Genomic DNA, 20,354 nt, shown 5'->3' on the forward strand with positions numbered 1-20,354 from the left:
TCGCTTCGATGATGCCGGACCGGCAGGCTCACCGGGCGATCAGTGCAGCCTTCCCGCCGCGAGCCCGTCCCCGAGGCCCCGGACAAGGCCCTCGCCCACCGCCGCAAGGGAGCGAAGTGACTCCTCCAGTGCAAGCAGTTCCCTGAAGGCCGCCGCGTAAGGCCGCTGTTCGGTGAGAGAAAGCTGGAGTACCTGCAATTTACGTACGTCGATGCGGGCCGAACTGGAGGTGTGGGAGCCGGCCTGCCGCGCGTTGGCCGGAGCTCGCAGGCAGCCCGCGAGAAACCAGGCGTCGAGCAGTTCGGGGTCCGGGTGCAGCGCGTATAGCTGAGGCCCGAGCACCAGAGGCGTGTCCACCTGGACCCATACGTGATAGGCCCGTTCGACACCCACCACGACAACGTCCCCGGGCTCGGCTACGGTGAGCGCGCCGGTTCTGGCACCCTTCTCCACCACGGCCCCGGCAAGCCAGCCGCCCGGCCCCCCTCCCAGTACCAGGTCGGGAACGCTCAGGACTGGCACTGCACCGTGCGGAAGTGCATCGCCGTGCAGGAGCTCGCCTGGAAGCGTCTGCCCCTGCCGCAGCTTGAGCGCGTGGGCGCGGTCCAGGTCCGAGACCATAACCGTAGATGCGGCATCGCCGCCCCCCGACAGGTCGATCGTGGCGAGGGTACGGGAATGACCGCGCACCTCGTCGAGCAAACCATCCAGGCGCCCCCAGGATTCGTGGAGCTTTACCTGGGCCTCCAGGGCTGTCTCCGGCACGTAACGTGCGGGCGTGAGATCCGTCTGCTCGTCGAGCAGGTCCATCACGGGGACGCTGACGCACCCTTCGGGTAGCCGCTCACCCGCTCCCGCCTGCTGGCCCTCGGACCAGGAGTGGGCCTGTACCGCGTCGAGGACCTGACCGCTCAGCCGTGGCCAGTCGATACCCTGAGCTCCCCGGCCCGTGCCCTGCGAGGTCGCCGCGTCGAGCAGGAACAGCCGCTCACCCGGAGCCGTCCCGCCGTCGGAGGCGGGCGCCCTGAGAATCCACAACTGGAGTGAGACGCTATGCGGTTGCGCAGCTCCGGCTGGCAACGCGACGACTCCCCGCAGCGCGCCCGTGCGCAGCAACGCCCTGCGGATGCGCCTGCCCGCACGCCGGGAAGCCACCGCCGGTGGCAACAGGAGTACGGCGACACCGCCGGGCGCCAGGCGGGCCAGCGCATGCTCGACCCAAGCGAGTTCGGGCTCTGTCCTTGGTGGCAGGCCGTAGATCCAGCGGGGGTCGGTGGCCAGTTCCTCATGACCCCAGTCGCGCGCGTTGAATGGGGGGTTGCACAGGACGACGTCGGCCCGCACGACACCGTGCGGGTCTGTGCGGAGCGAATCTCCCGCCCTGATCTCCGTGCCCACCCCTCCCACGTCTGCGCGGGTAAAGCCCAGCCGGGCGGTTGCCAGCGCAGCAAGCACCGGGTCGAGGTCGGTCCCGAGGAGCGCTGGAGCCGTGGAATTGGCCTTGGCCCCACGCTCCCTCATGCCCTCATCGGCGGCCAGGAGCAGCCCACCAACGCCACATGCGGGGTCGAGGACGGTAATCCGCGCATCCGTGCCCCCTGGTCCTCCGGCCCTGACAGTCAGAGCGATGTCCGCCATCAGCCGAGCGAGTGGGGCCGGAGTGGTGCTGACCTGCCGCACATGGGCGTCGAGCCAACGTGAAAGCAGGAAGTCGAAGGTCGCGCGGCCTCCTTCATGGCGTGCGGCATCGATCGTCTCGTCCACCACACGGACGGCCTCTTCCGGAAGGGAGGACTGCTCGGGCACGGTCTGGTCCGCGCCCTCCGCGCCCTCCGCGGCGAGAAGGCGGCGGCCGACTTCCGCGAGTGCCGTACCCATGACCGCACGTTCGCCCAGCGCCTCATAGTGCGGCCACAGCCGCTCGCGCAGCCCGATCCGCTCAATCTTTCCATGGGCGTACAGCCATCGTTCGACGTCGGCCAGGGAGAACTGCGGGCTGGCGTCCGTTCCGCCGACCGGTGTTGGGAACGAGTCGTGGCGGCGCCGCCAGTTACTTACCGCCGCTCGACCCACACCCGCGATGCGCGCGATTCCCGCGAGAGTGACGGGCGCGTCAATGGGGTCTGGCATGCGCTTCTCCGAGCGGGGGCGATTTTCGGACGGACCGGCACTGGATGCCATCACCGTATCTCAGCCACCCTACAGCAGGTCAATCATTGACTGAGTTCACAGACATATCGTCGATCACGGCGTTATTCGCCTCCTGCCCCCCTACACGGGCGCAGAAGAGGCGATCAGGGGAGGCATCGGGCGCCGACTCGGGGAGCACTACGCCTTGAGGAGCCTCTGGCCGCAGTCTCGACCAGCATGTGCTGCGCCAGGTGTCCTCGAAGACCTCCGCCCCGCCCGGGGTGCTCGACGATCCAGCCGGCCGCGCGACTCAAGCTCCGGTTCGAGCGCGAGATGGGCGGCAGTCGCTCGGTGTAATCGGCGTCCTTGCGCATGCTGCTCCCCCCTGGGGAGTGCTGTTCTCGTAGTCCCGTTTGACCACGGCAACGAAGATGCCGATCTCCTGGAGTTCCCAGACCCACGTCCAAAAGGCACGCCCAGTACGGCCGACGGCACGGCCCTCGTTCACGACGACGATGTCGAAAGGCCGCGGGACCGCCCACGCTCGCTCCATCAGTCGCCGCAGATGCGGGCGTTGGCGTGACTCCAAAGCTCCGGGGATACCCTCATCGACGAAAGTGCCGACGTGCTCCCAGCCCTTCTGGCTGATGTACCCGGCCGCCTTCTTGCCCGAGTACGCGATTCCGTACCCCTTGGCCTGCTCCTCTGTCGACACACGCAAATAGTCCACAGCCCGCAATGTCCGCCAGCCCGACCGCAGCCGCGCCGCCACGTGAGATTCTTGCACGTAGTTCCTCCGATTACACAGATACGTTTTTGAAGGACGCGCCAAGCAGGCCGGCTTGTGGCAGCACCGGGATGAGACAAGCTGGCTCGTAGAATGATCATTCGCACTAGACTTCGACCGTGGCCTACATCGTGACGCTGCCAGCGAGGCAGATGAAGAAGATCCATGATCGACTGCGCTTGCAGCTCCGCCTGACCAAGGTCCTCGCCGCGCAAGATCAGCCAGTTGGGCCGAATATTGGCCCGCCAATGGCCCTGGTGATCAGCGAAGACACGGAGAGCAGCGTCGACCGGCGATCCCGAAGGCTAATCTGGATGGGTAGTGTGGCCCGTCACAACACACCCGGCACTGTCGACAAGAGTGTCACCATCGATCCCCTGCGTGAGTGCATGGAGGATGTGCCCATCGATGGGGAGGACGGCCTTCTCACTCTGTTGGACGCCGACTTGCGGAACGAGTTCGAGCAGGCAAGTCTCATCGGCACCGCCAGATGGTGCAGCGGTGAGGTCTGGCAGGCGCTTGAGGCAGGGCTCCGTACGAGGTTTCCCCGTCTCGTCCCGCTGATCGACTGGTTACTCGCTCAGGCCAATCCTCCCGCATTGGATAGTCGTGACGAAGCAGATCGCGCTTGGCAAGAACAGCAAGATGCGCTCCGGAGCATCGTGCGGATCAGCAAGTTCCCCCTACCTTCGCTAAATGCCTGGAAGCGTCCCGTATCCCGCGAAGCGCCCTACACCGCAGGCATCATCCCGCAGCCCTCGGAAAACAGTCTGATCGATCACGATGTACGTGTCGCGGGACAAGCGTTCGGCCTGGACAGTGACTGGGTCAACGGGAGCGGGGCCAGATGCGACATCAACGTGCTTTGGGATTCGAGTGGACGGCGACTCGAGGTGACCAACGTCAATGCCCTTCCGCTGGAATCCCGGACCGGGACGGACATGATCTACTATCACGTGCCCACCAAAAGCTTCACACTCGTTCAATACAAGCGGCTAGATCCACGCAGGCGAGAGATACGGGTCGACGAACGGCTGCGAAGCCAGCTTGATCGACTCGAAAAGGTGGCGCAGCTGAACAGCCCGCCCACGCAACCGCATGAATGGCGTCTGGGAGGCGACCCGTGCTTCGTCAAGCTCGCCTACTGGCCCGAGGATACGTACAAGTATCCAGTCGAGGGGCTCGCCCACGGAATGTATCTTCCGGTTTCCTACGTGCGCATGCTGCTTGAAAACGACTGCACACTCGGCCCCCAGAAAGGAAGTCAGGCTCGACTGCTGGGCTACGACCGAGTCGAACGTCACCTTGTAGGAGCGCAATTTGTCGAACTGGTAAAGGAGGGACTGGTCGGCACTGTCGGCACCACGCGAGAGCAATTGTGGTCGATGGTCAAGCGTCGCGTCAGTGAAGGTCAGAATGTCCTCGTCGCCGAGGAAGACAGTGGCGAGTCTGTCCGCGACCGGCAAAAACGCAATCGGACTCGAACCTCCAAAGACAATTCGTACGCACACAAGGTGTACAGGCAAGAATCGCTCTTCGGTCCTGACTCCGAGCAGTAGATCCTTGGTTTGCCTGCGCCAGGGCCAACAGAGTTGTTGTTCCTACCCGGCCAACGCAAGGACGAGCGGGAGCACTTGGTCGGCTCCGGCCTGGCGCAGCAGGCGTGCGCCTACGGCAAGGGTCCAGCCGGATTCGGTGTAGTCGTCGACGAGCAGGACCGGGCCGGGGGTGTCGGCCAGGGCGGCGGTGAGTTCGTCGGGCACGGTGAACGAGGCGGCCAGGGCACGCAGCCGCTGGGCGGAGTTGCTGCGGTGCGCCGCATGCTCGTCGGCCTGCGGAGTGTATGCCAGGCTGCCCAGCAGTGGGAGCCTGCCGACCCGGGCCAGGCCCCCGGCCAGTGAGGCGACCAGCTGCGGGCGCGTGCGGGAGGGCATGGCGACAATCCCCACTGGCCGCGCCACCGCGTCAGGGGAGCCGCTGGCCCAGCCACCCGGCGAGCGGGCCCAGTCCGCCAGCACCGTCACGACGGCGTTCAGCACGTCGTCCGGGACCGGCCCGTCCTCCGCCTGCGCCGCCAGGATCGGCCGCAGTCGGTTACCCCAACCGATATCCGACAGTCTTCCCAGCGCACGACCGGTGACCGCTTGCTGACCTGCGGGAATTCTGCCCTTGAGGTCCATGCCGACCGCGGCGAGCCCGGTCGGCCACATCTTGCGCGGCTCGATCTCGACCCCCGGCCGGTCCAGCTCCCCCGTCGCCGCCGCGAGGGCTGAGGGTGACACAGCCGCCTCCAGCCACGGCCCGGCACAGTTGTCGCAGCGGCCGCACCGTGCCGCCTTCTCGTCGTCGAGTTGCCGCTGCAAGAACTCCATCCGGCACCCCGTGGTCGCCACGTAGTCCCGCATGGCCTGCTGCTCCGCCTCCCGCTGCCGGGCCACCCACGCATACCGCTCCGCGTCGTACGCCCACGGCTGTCCCGTCGCGGTCCAGCCCCCCTTCACACGCTTGACCGCCCCGTCGACGTCCAGAACCTTCAGCATCGTCTCCAGTCGCGAACGCCGAAGATCCACCCACGGCTCCAGCGCCGGCAGCGACAACGGACGACCCGCCTCCTCCAGCATCGCCAGCGTCCGCCGGACCTGTTCCTCGGGCGGGAAGCCCACCGAAGCGAAATACGCCCAGATCGCCTCGTCCTCCCGCCCCGGCAACAGCAGCACATCCGCATGATCGACGCCCCGCCCCGCACGCCCCACCTGCTGGTAATACGCGATCGGCGACGAGGGCGACCCCAGGTGCACCACGAACCCCAGATCCGGCTTGTCGAAACCCATCCCCAGCGCCGAGGTCGCCACCAGCGCCTTCACCCGGTTTGCCAGCAGATCCTCCTCCGCCTGCAACCGGCCGGCGTTCTCCGTCTTCCCTGTGTAGGAAGCCACCGGATACCCACGCTGCCGCAGGAACGCCGCGACCTCCTCCGCCGCCGCCACCGTCAGCGTGTAAATGATCCCCGAACCGCGCAGATCCCCCAGCCGCTCCCCCAGCCACGCCAACCGATGCGCCGCATCCGGCAACTCCAGCACCCCCAACCGAAGACTCTCCCGGTCCAGCGGCCCCCGCAGAACCAGAGCATGCCCACCGCCTGTACCCAGCTGCTCGGCCACGTCCGCGGTCACCCGCGCGTTCGCAGTCGCCGTCGTGGCCAGGACCGGCACACCCTCCGGCAGCTCCGCCAGCATCGTGCGCAACCGACGGTAGTCGGGCCGGAAATCGTGGCCCCAGTCGGAGATGCAGTGCGCCTCATCGACCACGAGCAGACCGGTCGTGGCCGCGAGCTTGGGCAGCACCTGATCGCGGAAATCCACGGAGTTGAGGCGTTCCGGACTCACGAGGAGAACATCGGTCTCACCGCGCTCGACCTCCCCGTAGATGGCGTCCCACTCCTCCGGGTTGGCCGAGTTGATCGTGCGCGCCCGGATCTCGGCCCGCTCCGCCGCCTCGACCTGGTTACGCATCAACGCCAGCAGCGGCGAAATGATCACCGTCGGACCGGCGCCGCGCCTGCGCAACAGAGCTGTGGCCACGAAGTACACCGCGGACTTACCCCAGCCGGTCCGCTGCACCACCAGTGCCCGCCGGCGCTCCTCCACCAGAGCCGCCACCGCCTGCCACTGATCCTCCCGCAGCCGCGCCGAACCCACCGAGGCACCGACGAGCTCAGCGAGGATGGCATCGGCTTCAGCACGGAGCTCCACGTTGTCCATGCCTCCATGCAACCCGATCCCACTGACAATCGGCGAATCCACCCAGCACGCACGGTCCGACATATGTCAGTCGGGCACCAACAAGCGGGCACCGGCGCCGAGGGCAGCGCTACCCCGATACGTCAAGGAGGACGCGAGAGAGGCGTTCGGCGGCAGATCGCCGCCTCCCCCTGTACGGACCGGCTCCGGGTGCGTCCACACAAGGAGCGAAGAGGAGGTGGCCTCGCTCCGTCACACACGACGCAGCAGGGCCTTCCGCCTATGCTTCCACTTCTGACGAGGGGATTGGCGCATCGAAAACATCGACAACGAACTCCGAGGTACCGTTTCCTTCGAAGTCGACATCCTGGTTGCTGTGAAGCAGCGTGTGAACCCTGACCCAGCGCCCCTCTGCACTTGCAGCCTCTGCTACCTCGAGCGCACCACGAACGGGACCGAGGCCGGCAAGCGGCTGCTCGCTCGTCCAAGTCCGCAAAAGCAGTGCTCCTGCGGGCAGGGCCCACGTGCGCGGCTCAGAACTGGCCGGCACGGAGACCTCGTCGCTGCGCAATTGGAGCACCCAGCCGATGACGCCATCGCTGCTGCGTTCGTTCGACATACGGATGCCGAGCCCGATCATGTAAGCGCCATCGAGATATTCTTCAAGCTCATCGTCAATCCGGCTGAAGTAGACGGCCTCACGGACGACCTCAACTGGCCCACATTCCGTGAAAGCACCGAGCTCCGGGGCAGTATTTTCCTTCAGGTACTGTCGTGCCGCCATAGCCACTGGCTCTGGAACACGATCCAGCACCGCTTGCAGAACTGCATCATCCCGGTCGGCCAGAAAACCATTAAGGCCTCCGACGAACTCCTCCGTCAGATGGAGATCAACTGCCCCCAGCGTGGTGACCGCCTCCAAGCGATCGGGGTAGCCCTTACAAATAGCGAATACCCTGCTGCGCCCCGGGCTCGTGTGTGCGATGAATGAATAGACCACTGCCTGCCTCTCCGGATGTCTCAGAAACAGCAACAGAACGCGCTTACGCGTCCGTGTTGTCACAAGTTAATGGAAGTCGCCCGCAAATCGACGTATCGACCGAACTACGCATTCGTTCGCATGGTCATTGAGGCAGTTTGCCGTCACGCCCGGCACTTGAGCCCGGTCCAGCATAGCGGCCACAAACTACCAAGACGCCGCCATGAAATCAACGTCGAAGAGACGCATGAGAGCCGTCTCGCTCAGCCTGTCGGTCTTCAACGGTCGGAGCGCGATTGGCGTGGCCGGGCTCGATCTGTTCGGCGTCGCGCCCCTCAAGAGGACAACGGACGTGGCGCATCGCTGTGGCTCCGTTGCGCGGTGATCAACCTGCAAGGTACGACAGCCGATGCCCGCGAAGGGGGAACGGCCACGCATAGATCGAGAACGGCCAGGGTCGCCTACTCGACCCTGACACCCCTCGCACAGCACGTTTATGCAGGTCAGGGCTCCAAGTCCGCCTGGAATTTGAATGCCTTCCCCGTTCCGTAGCCCCGAGCGGCTGAACAATCCCGACTTCCGGGACCAGGTGCTGCCCAAGCTCTCCGCGGCCACCGGCCTGCTGGTCGTCGACGAGGCACACTGCATCTCCGACTGGGGCCATGACTTCCGCCCCGACTACCGCAGGCTGCGCACCATGCTCGCCGACCTGCCGCCGGGCGTGCCCGTGCTGGCCACGACCGCGACCGCGAACGCCCGGGTGACCGCGGACGTCGCCGACCAGCTGGGCACGGGCGGGCCGGAGACGGGCGGCGCCGGCGCGGACGGCTCGCGGGCGCTGGTGCTGCGCGGGCCGCTGGACCGGGAGAGCCTGAGCCTGGGCGTGCTGCGGCTGCCGGACGCCGCGCACCGGCTGGCCTGGCTCGCCGACCACCTCCCCGAGCTCCCGGGGTCAGGGATCATTTACACCCTCACGGTCGCCGCGGCCGAGGAGGTGACCGCGTTCCTGCGGCAGCGCGGCCACACCGTCACCTCCTACACCGGCAAGACGGAGAACGCCGACCGTCAGCAGGCCGAGGAGGACCTGCTGGGAAACCGGGTCAAGGCCCTGGTGGCCACGTCCGCGCTGGGCATGGGCTTCGACAAGCCGGATCTGGGCTTTGTGGTGCACCTGGGCTCGCCCTCCTCTCCCATCGCCTACTACCAGCAGGTCGGGCGCGCCGGGCGTGGCGTGGAGCACGCCGAGGTGCTGCTGCTGCCGGGCCGCGAGGACGAGGCCATCTGGCGGTATTTCGCCTCGCTCGCCTTCCCCGCGGAGGAGCAGGTACGCCGCACACTCGAGGTGCTGGCGGCGGCGGGCCGTCCGGTGTCCCTGCCCGCGCTCGAGCCGCAGGTCGACCTGCGCCGCTCACGCCTGGAGACCATGCTCAAGGTGCTCGACGTGGACGGTGCGGTGCGGCGGGTGCGCGGCGGCTGGACCGCGACGGGGCAGCCCTGGACGTATGACGCGGAGCGCTACGCATGGGTGGCGCGGCAGCGGGAGTCGGAGCAGCAGGCGATGCGGGACTACGCCTCGGCGGCCGGCTGCCGGATGGAGTTCCTGCGGCGGCAGCTGGACGACGAGGCGGCGGCGCCGTGCGGGCGCTGCGACAACTGTGCGGGGGCCCGGTTCACCGCCGAGGTGTCCGCGGCGTCGCTGGAGGCGGCGCGCGGCGAGTTGGGGCGCCCCGGTGTCGAGGTGGAGCCGCGCCGGATGTGGCCGACCGGCCTGCCCGCGGTCGGCGTCGACCTCAAGGGCCGGATCCCGGCGGGCGAGCAGGCCGCCCCCGGGCGGGCGCTCGGCCGTCTCTCCGACATCGGCTGGGGAAACCGGCTGCGGCCGCTGTTCGCCCCGCACAGCCCGGACGAGCCGGTTCCGGGCGATGTGGCGGACGCCGTGGTGACGGTGCTCGCCGACTGGGCCAAGGGACCCGGCGGCTGGGCATCGGGGGCCCCGGACGCCCCGGCCCGGCCGGTCGGCGTGGTCACGGTGGCCTCGCGCACCCGGCCGCGGCTGATCCAGACGCTGGGCGAGCGGATCGCCTCCGTCGGCCGGATGCCCCTACTCGGCGCGGTCTCCTACCTCGACTCGGGGGCCGACACCCGGGTGCCGCGCACCAACAGCGCCCAGCGGCTGCGGGCACTTCACGGGGCGCTGACGGTGCCGCCTGGGCTGGCCGAGGCGCTCCAGCGGGCCTCGGGGCCGGTGCTCCTCGTCGACGACATGGCGGACACCGGCTGGACGCTGGCCGTGGCCGCCCGGCTGCTCCGCCGGGCCGGTGCGGGGGCGGTCTTCCCGCTGGTCCTCGCGGTGCAGGGATGACCGCCGCCGCAGGTGAGAGCGGCTCACGGGAATATTGACGGCGGACCGTCGCAAACCGGTCAGGCGCGCCAATTGCTCGTTGCCGCGCGCCTGTACGACCGCAAGAATTGAAGCAGTTCCCCGCTTCCGGTCCGCCCGTGGTGCGCCGGAGCCGTGTCGTGGCGTGCGCCCATGCCCGGCCCTTCGCACGGACCGTGGGCGCGCAGACGAAGGGAGGACCGTGACCTTCGGCTTCGCTCCGCCGCCGGCCACCGATCACGTTTCCGGGCTGGGCCGGATGCTCGAGCCCGCCGAGTGGGCCGCCGCCGGCATCCCGCTACTGCGCAATCCGCGCGACGTGGTCACCGGACTGCACAGCCGCCATCTGCCCACACCCTCGACGGCCGTCGTCGCGGTCCTCGATCCGGAGGAACGGCTGGCGGCCAGCGCCTCGTTCACCCGGCGCCGCTCCTGGGCCGCCGACGGCTGGGAGTTCCGAAACGCGCTCCTGGCCCAGCTGCGCCGGGTCATCCCGCATGATCTGCGGCGCCGCACCCCGGTCCGTACCGCCGTCCTGCTCTACTGCCGGGACGGCGAGAGCCAGTGGACGGAGGAGGACGGCGCCTGGATGTGGGGCCTGCGCGATGCCTGCACCTTGCACGGGCTGCGCTGCGGTGCCTACATCACGCTGACCCGGGCGGGCTGGCAGGTGCTGGGCGAGGGGCGGGGCGGCCGTCGGCCGCACTCCGCCTCCCGCCACAGCGGCCTCGGCTTCGGCACCGCCACCGGTGACAGCGTCACGGCTGCGGTGTCGCGCCCCCGCGGCGAAGCGCGCGAGGCGCTGCGCCGCTCCGCGGCCGTGTGAGCGGCGCCGCGATCAGACGCCCACGGTGATGAGGGCGTTGATCCGCTCGGGGTCTCCGCAGACGATCAGCAGCGTTCCGGCACGACGCGTCGCCTCCGGCAGCGCGCGGGCGACAGCGTCGTCGGCTCCCCCGTTGACCGCGACGACCACGACCGGGCGGGCCGTGGCGCGACCGGCAGCGGTGGCGGCGTAGAAGACGTCGTCACCGGCGTCCTGCTGCGCCCAGTACGACGCGTCGCCGAAGGAGAGCTCATGCGCCGCCCACGGATGCTGTTCCCCGGTGGTCAGCACCAGGATGTCGCCCGGCGCCCGGCCGGAGTCCAGCAGCAGGTCCACGGCCTCGTCCGCCGCGTCCAGGGCCCCCTCCGGCGAGGCGGGGATCAGCTGGATCTGCGGACCGGTCGACGTCGCGGAAGCGGCGGGCGGCGCGAGCTTGGCCGCGGCGGCGGGCGGGCCGAGCTTCGCCGCGTCACCCGTGGTGCGCTGTGACGGGGCCGAGGGGGTCGCGGCGGAACCGCGGTTGGGACCGGGGCTGCCGGGCCGCCGTGGGACGGGCCGGGGGCCGGGGCCAGGGACAGGACGAGGGGTCGGCGCGGTGCGGCCTGCGGCCGGTGTCGCGCGAGGACCCGGGACACTCTCGTGAATCTGAGGCTCCTCGGGGATGAGAGGCATGGGCTGATGTCTATCAAACGCCGGTGCGAGTCGCATCGGCGGGTGGGTCAAAAAAACCGTTCAGAAGTCGAAGCCGAGTTGACCGCAATCCTCCGCATCGGCTGGTCCAGGGACACTGCGGACCCGCTTGAGGTGCCGCCAGCGGGGCAACCCGTCCAGATAAGCCCAGGACAGCCGGTGGTAGGGGGTGGGGCCCAGCTCCAGCAGGGCGGCACGGTGCACGGGCGACGGATACCCCGCGTTGTCGCCGAAGCGGAAGTCCGCGTGGGCGGCTCCCAGTTCGGTCATCAGTGTGTCCCGCCGGACCTTGGCGATGACCGAGGCCGCGGCGACGGCCACGCAGGACTGGTCGCCCTTGATGACCGTACGGACCTTCCAGGGCTCGCCCAGATAGTCATGCTTCCCGTCGAGTATCACCGCGTCGGGGCGCACGGGCAGTGCGTCGAGCGCGCGGGTGGCGGCGAGCCGGAGGGCCGCCGTCATCCCCAGCGCGTCGATCTCCTCGGAAGAGGCATGGCCAAGGGCGTACGAGGTGACCCACGTCTCCAACTCCTGGGCGAGCACTGTGCGCTTCTTGGGGCTCAGCAGCTTGGAGTCGGTGAGCCCGGTCGGCGGTCGCCGCAGGCCGGTGACCGCCGCGCAGACCGTCACCGGGCCGGCCCAGGCCCCGCGCCCGACCTCGTCGATTCCGACGACGATCTTGGCTCCTGTGGTGGCGCGGAGCGAGCGCTCGACGCGGTGAGTGGGCGGTTGGTAGGCCATGGCGAGGACCACATTACGCCGCCCGGGCACCGCTTGTGCACCGGGTTCCGCCTGGCGGCCCCGCGCCCGCCCCTTGCGGACCGCCCCCTTCAACACGACACCGCCGGTGGCCGGTTCTACGGCGCCGCGCGGCGCCGATCCGCTCGCCGGGGAGCGTCCCGGCGGCACTCCGTGTCACTCACGTGTCAGCGCGTGTCAGTGCGTGTCAGCCCGCGGCCGGGACCCAGCCCGGGAGCGGCTCTGTGCTGTCCTGCCACTCGCCCGGCGGCGCCCCGGCCGCTGCGGCCGCGATCACGCCCCCGACGATGGCGCAGTTGGTGTCCACGTCCCCGCCCACCTGCGCGGTCGTCCAGAAAGCCTCCTCGAAGGCGCCGAGGTGCCGAGCTGCCGACCACAGGGCGAACGGCACGGTGTCGTGCGCGCTGGTGCGGCGGCCACAGCCGAGCACCGCCGCGACGGTCCCCGCGTCCGCGTAGTCGAGCATGTCGCGGGCGCGGCGCAGCCCTGCCTGGACGGCGCTGCGCGGGACGAGCGAGATCACCTGGTCCAGCAGGGCGTCCGGCCCGCCGACGCCCGCCGGGTCGGCGGCCAGCGCCGCCGCCGCGGCCACCGCCATCGCCCCCGCCACGGCTTCCCGGTGCTGGTGCGTGGTGTACGCGGAGATCTCCGCCTGGTGGGTGGCCTGCTCCGGGTCGTCCGCGTACCAGGCGCCCAGCGGCGCGATCCGCATCGCGGCGCCGTTGCCCCACGAGCCCTGCCCCTCGAACAGGCCCGCGGCCAGTTCCCGCCAGTCGCCGCCCTGTCTGATCAGCCTGAGCATCCGGTTCACCGCGGGCCCGTAGCCGCGGTCGAAGTCATGGTGATCGGCGAAGGAGTGGGCGAGCACGTCCTGGTCGATACGGCCGTGGGCGACCAGGACGGCCAGCACGGAGCCGGCCATCTCGGTGTCATCGGTCCACTGCCAAGGGCCGGGCGGCAGCTCGCGCCGCCCCAGCAGCGGATAGTTGGCGGGTACGAAGAACTGGGAGCCGAGGGCGTCGCCCACGGCCAGCCCGCGCAGGCTCCGCAGGGCCCGGTGGAATCGGTCTCCGGTCATCGCCGCGCACTCCAACTGGTAAGGCCGTAGGGCTCGGGGGCACACCAGTGCTCGAAGGGCCGGTCGAGGTGGTACCGCCCGTCGGGGCCGAGCAGCAGGGCCCTCGTCTCGCCGTTGCCCGGGTTGGACAGCGACTCGAACTCCGCGACGGTCCAGTGCAGCCACCGCATGCAGAACAGCCGCATGGTCAGCCCGTGGGTCACCAGCAGGACGTTCGGCGGGTGGGCGGGGTCCTCGAAGCTGCGCCACAGGCTCTCCAGGAAGGCGTCCACCCGGTCGTAGACGTCGGCGCCCGACTCGCCCTGGGCGAAGCGGTAGAAGAAGTGCCCATAGGCGTCGCGGTAGGCCTTCTGCTTGCGGACATCCTCCCGGTCCTGCCAGTTTCCCCAGTCCTGCTCGCGCAGCCGCGGCTCCTCCCTGACGCGGGTGCGCGACGCGTCGAGGCCGAGGAGCTCCAGGGTCTGGTGGGTGCGTCGGTACGGCGAGAGATAGACCGAGACCCGCTCGTCGGCGAATATCGAGCGCAGCCGCTTCCCCGCCTCAACGGACTGCCGCCGCCCGGTCTCCGTCAGCCTCAGGGCATGGTCGGGCACCCGCTCGTACACCGTGTCATCAACGTTCCCCTCCGATTCGCCGTGCCGTACGAGAACGATGCGCCGGGGTCGTGCCATGCGGCCACCCTAGGCCACCGGCCTGCCCTCACGTATCTCGCACTGGCGACCGCTGAACCGGCGGGGCGGCGGCGCTGGCCGGCCGAGAGCGCCCTCACCGGTCTCGCCGAGCACGGCTGTCCGGGGCTGACCGTCGAATACGTCGCCGAGCACTCCGGCGTCCACAAGATGACCCTGTACCGCAGGTGGAGCGGCATCGAAGAGCTGCTCGCCGACGCCCTCGACCTGGCCGGCGAGGACATCTGGACTACGCCGAGCGGTTCTCCCGCCGCGCGTCCGTGGTCGTGCGGGCCGCCGACCGCGGCGAGGCCCCGGCGGGCACCGACGCCGCGACGGTCGTGCGGGCCGTCTCCGCCGCGCTGTTCTTCCGGGTGTTCATCACCCGCGAGCCCATCGACCGGACGCCGGCCGACCGGTGCGCCGTGGCGGTCGCCGCCGCCGTCCGGGCGGGCGCGTACGCCCCGGCGTCCCGAGCCCGGGCCGTAAGATCTTTCGCGGCCCCGGTCCCGCCTCACACCGTCCAGGAGGACTCGACCCCCACGACATCGCCCGTGATCGCCGCCACGTCCGCCTCGGTCTGCGCGCGCAAGGCGAGCCGTTCCACCCGCTCCACGCGGTACTTGCCGTGCTCGGCGGCTGAATTCCACATCGACAGCACCAGGAACTCACTGCCGGGAGCCTCCCCGAACACCCCACGCAACATCCCCGGCGACCCGGCCATCGCCGGATTCCACACCTTCTCCTGCACCAGCGTGAAGTGCTCCACCCGGTCCGTGTGCACCCGGCAGTGCGCCACCCGCACCACATCCGCGTCCGTGAACCGCGGCTGGAAGCCCACCTTCACATCGAAACGGTGCTCGAACAGCCGCACCTGCATGTCTCGGTACGTGCCCGACTGCGCGGCCGCCAACCGGTCGTGCGAACGCGCCATGAAGGAGTCGTAGAACGCTCTGCTCTCCCAGAACGCGAAGATATGCGCCACGTTCGGCCGCCCCCGGCTCCAGCCGCCACCCTGCCCCCGGAATCCCGGTTCGCCGAGCAACCCCGCCCACTTCCGCTGCCCCCGCTCGAAACCGCGGCGGTCCACCACGGTGCAGCGAATCCACTTGACCAGCACCGCGCCATCGTACGGCCCCGAAGGTGGCCCGCATCACGGACTGAAGGAGTCCGGCTACGCATGGGGGTCGCCCGGCGACAGCACGTTCGAGCTTCCGCGCGCCCGTACGCCCCGCGCGCACCCCCGGAGCGACCGAGCACACCCCTCGGAGCGACAAAGGCGGGGCACGGACCGAAGGCCCGCACCCCGCCTCAGCGGTTCGCCCGCGAGGGGCCGGTGATCAGCTGCAGCCGCTGGTCGAGCCGCAGCCCTCGCACAGGTAGCAGCTGCCCGCCCGGCGCATCTTCGTCCCGCAGGAGAAGCACAGCGGCGCGTCGGCGTTCAACCCGAACTGGATCTCGGCAAGCTCCGTGGAGCTGTGGGCCTGCTTCGGCGCCGGGGCGACGGCCCGCGGCTTGGAGGTGGCGGCCTGCGGGACGTCCACATGGCGCGGGGCCGACTGTGCCAGGCCCTCGACGTCCATCTCGGCGTCGTCGATGGACTGCTCGTACGAACCGGTCTCCAGGTGGCGCTGACGCTCCTCCGCGGAGTGGATGCCGAGCGCCGACCGGGTCTCGAACGGCAGGAAGTCCAGCGCCAGCCGACGGAAGATGTAGTCGACGATCGACTGTGCCATCCGCACGTCCGGGTCGTCCGTCATCCCGGCCGGCTCGAAGCGCATGTTGGTGAACTTCGAGACGTAGGTCTCCAGCGGCACCCCGTACTGCAGGCCGACCGAGACGGCGATCGAGAAGGCGTCCATCATGCCCGCAAGGGTCGAGCCCTGCTTCGACATCTTCAGGAAGACCTCGCCGAGGCCGTCGTCCGGGTAGGAGTTCGCCGTCATGTAGCCCTCGGCGCCACCCACCGTGAAGGAGGTCGTGATGCCGGGACGGCCCTTGGGGAGGCGCTTGCGGACCGGGCGGTACTCGATGACCTTCTCGGCCTCGGGCTTGGTCTGCTCGGCGGCCTTCTCCTCCTTCTTCTTGGCCGAGAGCGGCTGGCCGACCTTGCAGTTGTCGCGGTAGATCGCCAGAGCCTTCAGGCCCAGCTTCCAACCCTCGAAGTAGATCTCCTCGATCTCCTCGACGGTGGCCGACTCCGGCATGTTGACCGTCTTGGAGATCGCGCCCGAGAGGAAGGGCTGGGCCGCGGCCATCATGCGCACATGGCCCATCGGCGAGATGGAGCGCTCGCCCATCGCGCAGTCGAACACCTCGTAGTGCTCGGGCTTGAGCCCCGGCGCGTCGATGACGTTGCCGTGCTCGGCGATGTGGGCGACGATCGCCTCGACCTGCTCAGGCTGATAGCCGAGCCGCTTCAGCGCCTTCGGGACCGTGTTGTTCACGATCTGCATCGAGCCGCCGCCGACGAGCTTCTTGAACTTGACCAGGGCCAGGTCCGGCTCGACGCCCGTGGTGTCGCAGTCCATCATCAGGCCGATGGTGCCGGTCGGCGCGAGCACCGACGCCTGGGCGTTGCGGTAGCCGTTCTTCTCGCCGAGGCGGATCACGTCCTGCCAGGCCTCGGTGGCCGCGGCCCACACCGGCGTGTCCAGGTCGTCCGTGCGCTTGGCGGCGGCGTTGGCGTCCGAGTGCTGCCTCATGACGCGCTTGTGGGCGTCGGCGTTGCGGGCATAGCCGTCGTACGGGCCGACGACCGCGGCCAGTTCGGCGGAGCGCCGGTAGGACGTGCCGGTCATCAGCGAGGTGATGGCCCCGGCCAGGGCCCGGCCGCCGTCGCTGTCGTAGGCGTGGCCGGTGGCCATCAGCAGAGCGCCGAGGTTGGCGTAGCCGATGCCCAGCTGACGGAAGGCGCGGGTGGTCTCGCCGATCTTCTGGGTCGGGAAGTCCGCGAAACAGATGGAGATGTCCATCGCGGTGATGACGAGCTCGACGACCTTGGCGAAGCGCTCGGCGTCGAAGCGCTGGTGGCCCGCGTCATCGTCGTCGAGGAACTTCATCAGATTGAGCGAGGCCAGGTTGCACGAGGAGTTGTCCAGGTGCATGTACTCGCTGCAGGGGTTGGAGGCGGTGATCCGGCCCGTCTCCGGCGAGGTGTGCCAGTGGTTGATCGTGTCGTCGTACTGAATGCCCGGGTCGGCACAGGCCCAGGCCGCCTCGGCCAACTTGCGGAAAAGCGACTTGGCGTCGACCTCTTCGAGGATCTCGCCGCTCATACGGGCGCGCAGACCGAACTTTGAGCCGGACTCCACGGCCTTCATGAACGTGTCGTTCACCCGGACCGAGTTGTTGGCGTTCTGGTACTGGACGGACGTGATGTCGTCGCCGCCCAGGTCCATGTCGAAGCCCGCGTCGCGCAGGGCGCGGATCTTCTCCTCCTCCTTCACCTTGGTCTCGATGAAGGCCTCGACGTCCGGGTGGTCGACATCGAGAACGACCATCTTGGCGGCCCGGCGGGTAGCGCCGCCCGACTTGATCGTTCCGGCGGAGGCGTCGGCGCCGCGCATGAAGGAGACCGGGCCGGAGGCGTTACCGCCGGAGGAGAGCAGCTCCTTGGAGGAGCGGATGCGGGAGAGGTTCAGGCCGGCGCCGGAGCCACCCTTGAAGATCATCCCCTCTTCCTTGTACCAGTCGAGGATCGACTCCATGGAGTCGTCGACGGAGAGGATGAAGCAGGCGCTGACCTGCTGCGGCTGCTTGGTGCCGACGTTGAACCACACCGGCGAGTTGAAGCTGAAGACCTGGTGCAGCAGGGCGTAGGTGAGCTCGTGATCGAAGATCTCGGCGTCTGCGGGGGAGGCGAAGTAGCCGTTGTCCTCGCCGGCCTGGCGGTAGGTGCGCACCACCCGGTCGATGAGCTGCTTCAGGCTCGACTCGCGCTCCGGAGAACCGACCGCGCCACGGAAGTACTTGCTCGTGACGATGTTGACCGCGTTCACCGACCAGTAGTCGGGGAACTCGACGCCACGCTGTTCGAAGTTGATCGACCCGTCGCGCCAGTTGGTCATGACGACGTCACGGCGCTCCCAGACCACCTCGTCGTACGGATGCACGCCGGGCGTGGTGTGGACGCGCTCGATGCGCAGACCCTTGGCCGCCTTGCTTCCCTTGGAGCGGGAGCCTCGCGCGGGGCCGCTCGTCGTCTCTGTCATTCCGCCTCCCTGTACGGGCGAAAACGCCCTGATGTGCCCTTTTCTTCCCGTGGCACGGTGTATGTCGTTCATCCGGGGACATCCCGCCCCGGCAAGCCTTGACCGCCGCGACTCAGTCGGCGGCGGCGGCGGACGCGGGGACCTCCGCGGCCCCGTCGGCGCCGGGCCCGCGGTCGTTCGCGGGAGGCCGTTGCTGGTTGCGCAGCTCCGTGACCGCGGCCTCGAAGTCTTCGAGGGAGTCGAAGGCGCGGTAGACGGAGGCGAAGCGGAGGTACGCGACCAGGTCGAGCTCCTGGAGCGGGCCGAGTATGGCCAGCCCCACGTCATGAGTGGACAGCTCCGCGCTGCCGGTGGCCCGCACGGCTTCTTCCACCTGCTGGCCGAGCTTGGCGAGGGCGTCCTCGGTGACCGGGCGGCCCTGGCACGCCTTGCGCACCCCGGAGATGACCTTGTCGCGACTGAAGGGCTCGGTGACCCCGCTCCGCTTGATCACCATCAGTGACGCGGTCTCCACGGTCGTGAAGCGGCGCGAGCAGTCGGGGCACTGCCGACGCCTGCGAATCGAACAACCGTCGTCTGTGGTCCGGCTGTCGACGACTCGACTGTCGGGGTGCCTACAGAAGGGGCAGTGCATGACTCCGTACCCTCCTCACCCTCAAGAACGGCGCATGGCTGACATGCTTCGACCGGCCCTCGCGGGCCTTTCGAAGCTGCCACAAGCATAGGCGAAGCGCTCGGCCATAAATGACCGGGGACCACAACCTGTGGGCGGCTGGCATCCATCAAACCACTAGATGTGGTGCTCGGCACTCAACCGCAGCAGCGGCGTGTCCCGATCCGCGAGCAGGCACGAGACTACGCGAAGCCCACCGGTCCCCGCGCCACGGGGGTGAGGGTGTCACACTGGACGCCGCCCAGCCGACCATCGAATCAACCGCCTCATACACCCAATCCTGTGATCACGTCAGCTCATCTGCGAAATTTCACTCGAACGTGTGTTTGGCGCAACCTTTCGAAAGCAACTACCGTTGCCCTACTAGGGAGAACATCTCGAGAGGGGCCGTCGTGACCACCACCACAGAGAGCGCCACCATCACCACCCAGGAGCGCTCCCAGAGCCGACTCGAACACACGCATGCGATGAACCAGGGCCACGCGATGAATGACGCAGTCACGAACCCGGAGGGGCAGAAGCCCACGCGCTCCCTACCCGGCCGGCCTCCAGGGATCCGGGCGGACAGCTCCGGGCTGACCGACCGGCAGCGCCGGGTCATCGAAGTCATTCGCGACTCTGTGCAGCGGCGCGGCTACCCGCCGTCCATGCGTGAGATCGGTCAGGCGGTGGGCCTCTCCAGCACCTCGTCCGTCGCCCATCAGCTCATGGCGCTGGAGCGCAAGGGCTTCCTGCGGCGCGACCCGCACCGGCCCCGGGCGTATGAGGTGCGCGGCTCCGACCAGCCCAGCACCCAGCCCGCCGACACCACCGGCAAGCCCGCCGCCTCGTACGTTCCCCTCGTCGGCCGGATCGCGGCCGGTGGCCCCATCCTCGCCGAGGAGTCGGTCGAGGACGTCTTTCCGCTCCCCCGACAGCTCGTCGGAGATGGTGAGCTCTTCGTCCTGAAAGTGGTCGGCGACTCCATGATCGAGGCCGCCATCTGCGACGGCGACTGGGTGACGGTGCGCCGCCAGCCCGTCGCCGAGAACGGTGACATCGTCGCCGCCATGCTCGACGGAGAGGCCACGGTCAAGCGCTTCAAGCGTGAGGACGGCCATGTGTGGCTGCTCCCGCACAACTCCGCGTACCAGCCGATCCCGGGCGACGAGGCGACCATCCTGGGCAAGGTGGTCGCGGTGCTGCGCCGGGTCTGAGCTCGACGGGTCTGAGCTCGGCAGGTCCAGGCGCGCTGACTCTCCGCGCCCAGCGACCGGGCCCCGGAACCTCTGCGCCGGTTCCGGGGCCCTGCTGTGTCCGCGCTCCCTCAAGACCTGGCTCAGTAGACCGTCGCGGCTAATGTTTGGGATAGGGGTGGCGCAGTTTGATGCGTGCGTCGTGGGTGGTGAAGTGCCAGTTCACCTGACGTTGGTCGGTGTTGGTGGCGT

General features: G+C 69.0%; 15 protein-coding genes and 2 pseudogenes. 6 read left to right on the forward strand and 11 right to left on the reverse strand.

All coding sequences use genetic code 11. The features are described 5' to 3' along the window. Positions 1 to 39: 39 nt before the first annotated feature. Positions 40 to 2,181 carry an N-6 DNA methylase gene (locus PV419_RS32685; RefSeq protein WP_319695107.1) on the reverse strand — a complete coding sequence of 714 codons (2,142 nt, stop codon included), beginning with the start codon at positions 2,179 to 2,181 and terminating at the stop codon, positions 40 to 42. Positions 2,182 to 2,440: 259 nt separating this feature from the next. Then, entirely contained in the window at positions 2,441 to 2,917 is a 477-nt protein-coding gene (locus PV419_RS32690; protein ID WP_319695109.1) for a recombinase family protein, read from the reverse strand. A 119-nt stretch (positions 2,918 to 3,036) separates the two neighbouring features. On the opposite strand from PV419_RS32690, the gene PV419_RS32695 reads away from it, so the two are divergent. Further along, positions 3,037 to 4,476 carry a hypothetical protein gene (locus tag PV419_RS32695; RefSeq protein ID WP_319695111.1) on the forward strand — a complete coding sequence of 480 codons (1,440 nt, stop codon included), beginning with the start codon at positions 3,037 to 3,039 and terminating at the stop codon, positions 4,474 to 4,476. 42 nt (positions 4,477 to 4,518) lie between these two features. Here the strand turns inward: PV419_RS32695 and PV419_RS32700 are convergent, their stop codons facing one another. Beyond that, entirely contained in the window at positions 4,519 to 6,678 is a 2,160-nt protein-coding gene (locus PV419_RS32700) for a RecQ family ATP-dependent DNA helicase (protein ID WP_319695113.1), read from the reverse strand. Between the two features lie 259 nt (positions 6,679 to 6,937). Next, entirely contained in the window at positions 6,938 to 7,579 is a 642-nt protein-coding gene (locus PV419_RS32705; RefSeq protein ID WP_319695115.1) for a hypothetical protein, read from the reverse strand. A 589-nt stretch (positions 7,580 to 8,168) separates the two neighbouring features. On the opposite strand from PV419_RS32705, the gene PV419_RS32710 reads away from it, so the two are divergent. Both PV419_RS32710 and PV419_RS32715 read left to right on the forward strand, forming a co-directional pair. Next, positions 8,169 to 9,998, forward strand: coding sequence for a helicase-related protein (locus PV419_RS32710; RefSeq protein ID WP_319695116.1), 1,830 nt, complete (start codon positions 8,169 to 8,171; stop codon positions 9,996 to 9,998). A gap of 220 nt (positions 9,999 to 10,218) precedes the next feature. After that, positions 10,219 to 10,842 (forward strand): hypothetical protein, encoded by a 624-nt coding sequence (locus PV419_RS32715; protein ID WP_415925422.1) that lies wholly within the window; start codon positions 10,219 to 10,221, stop codon positions 10,840 to 10,842. A 12-nt stretch (positions 10,843 to 10,854) separates the two neighbouring features. Here the strand turns inward: PV419_RS32715 and PV419_RS32720 are convergent, their stop codons facing one another. From PV419_RS32720 to PV419_RS32735, 4 genes are all read right to left on the reverse strand, one after another. Continuing rightward, positions 10,855 to 11,514: a hypothetical protein gene (locus tag PV419_RS32720; RefSeq protein WP_319695118.1), complete on the reverse strand. Its 660-nt coding sequence runs from the start codon at positions 11,512 to 11,514 to the stop codon at positions 10,855 to 10,857. Between the two features lie 60 nt (positions 11,515 to 11,574). Further along, entirely contained in the window at positions 11,575 to 12,276 is a 702-nt protein-coding gene (locus PV419_RS32725) for a ribonuclease HII (RefSeq protein WP_319695119.1), read from the reverse strand. Between the two features lie 205 nt (positions 12,277 to 12,481). Next, the gene (locus tag PV419_RS32730; protein ID WP_319695120.1) at positions 12,482 to 13,372 is read right to left on the reverse strand and encodes an ADP-ribosylglycohydrolase family protein; all 891 of its coding nucleotides are present in this window, start codon (positions 13,370 to 13,372) and stop codon (positions 12,482 to 12,484) included. Beyond that, on the reverse strand, positions 13,369 to 14,043 hold the full coding sequence (locus tag PV419_RS32735; protein WP_319695122.1) for a histidine phosphatase family protein: 675 nt from the start codon (positions 14,041 to 14,043) through the stop codon (positions 13,369 to 13,371). The genes PV419_RS32730 and PV419_RS32735 overlap by 4 nt, the downstream gene beginning before the upstream one ends. Here PV419_RS32735 and PV419_RS53445 point away from each other — a divergent pair. Beyond that, positions 13,954 to 14,199: pseudogene (locus PV419_RS53445) on the forward strand (hypothetical protein); the annotation flags it as partial. The gene PV419_RS32735 and the pseudogene PV419_RS53445 sit on opposite strands and share 90 nt — an antisense overlap. Before the next feature lie 128 nt (positions 14,200 to 14,327). Next, positions 14,328 to 14,405: pseudogene (locus tag PV419_RS53450) on the forward strand (TetR family transcriptional regulator); the annotation flags it as partial. Positions 14,406 to 14,554: 149 nt separating this feature from the next. Here PV419_RS53450 and PV419_RS32745 read toward each other — a convergent pair. From PV419_RS32745 to nrdR, 3 genes are all read right to left on the reverse strand, one after another. Further along, positions 14,555 to 15,160, reverse strand: coding sequence for a YdbC family protein (locus tag PV419_RS32745; RefSeq protein WP_319695124.1), 606 nt, complete (start codon positions 15,158 to 15,160; stop codon positions 14,555 to 14,557). Between the two features lie 220 nt (positions 15,161 to 15,380). After that, the gene (locus tag PV419_RS32750; protein ID WP_319695125.1) at positions 15,381 to 18,254 is read right to left on the reverse strand and encodes a vitamin B12-dependent ribonucleotide reductase; all 2,874 of its coding nucleotides are present in this window, start codon (positions 18,252 to 18,254) and stop codon (positions 15,381 to 15,383) included. A gap of 112 nt (positions 18,255 to 18,366) precedes the next feature. Further along, positions 18,367 to 18,888 carry a transcriptional regulator NrdR gene (nrdR, locus tag PV419_RS32755; protein ID WP_319695127.1) on the reverse strand — a complete coding sequence of 174 codons (522 nt, stop codon included), beginning with the start codon at positions 18,886 to 18,888 and terminating at the stop codon, positions 18,367 to 18,369. 431 nt (positions 18,889 to 19,319) lie between these two features. Between nrdR and lexA the strand changes: the two genes are divergently transcribed. Beyond that, positions 19,320 to 20,123 (forward strand): transcriptional repressor LexA, encoded by an 804-nt coding sequence (gene lexA / locus PV419_RS32760; RefSeq protein WP_319695128.1) that lies wholly within the window; start codon positions 19,320 to 19,322, stop codon positions 20,121 to 20,123. The last annotated feature ends 231 nt before the right edge of the window (positions 20,124 to 20,354 follow it).

The sequence above is a fragment of the Streptomyces sp. ME19-01-6 genome, from assembly GCF_033793745.1.
In the GTDB taxonomy this organism is placed as follows: domain Bacteria; phylum Actinomycetota; class Actinomycetes; order Streptomycetales; family Streptomycetaceae; genus Streptomyces.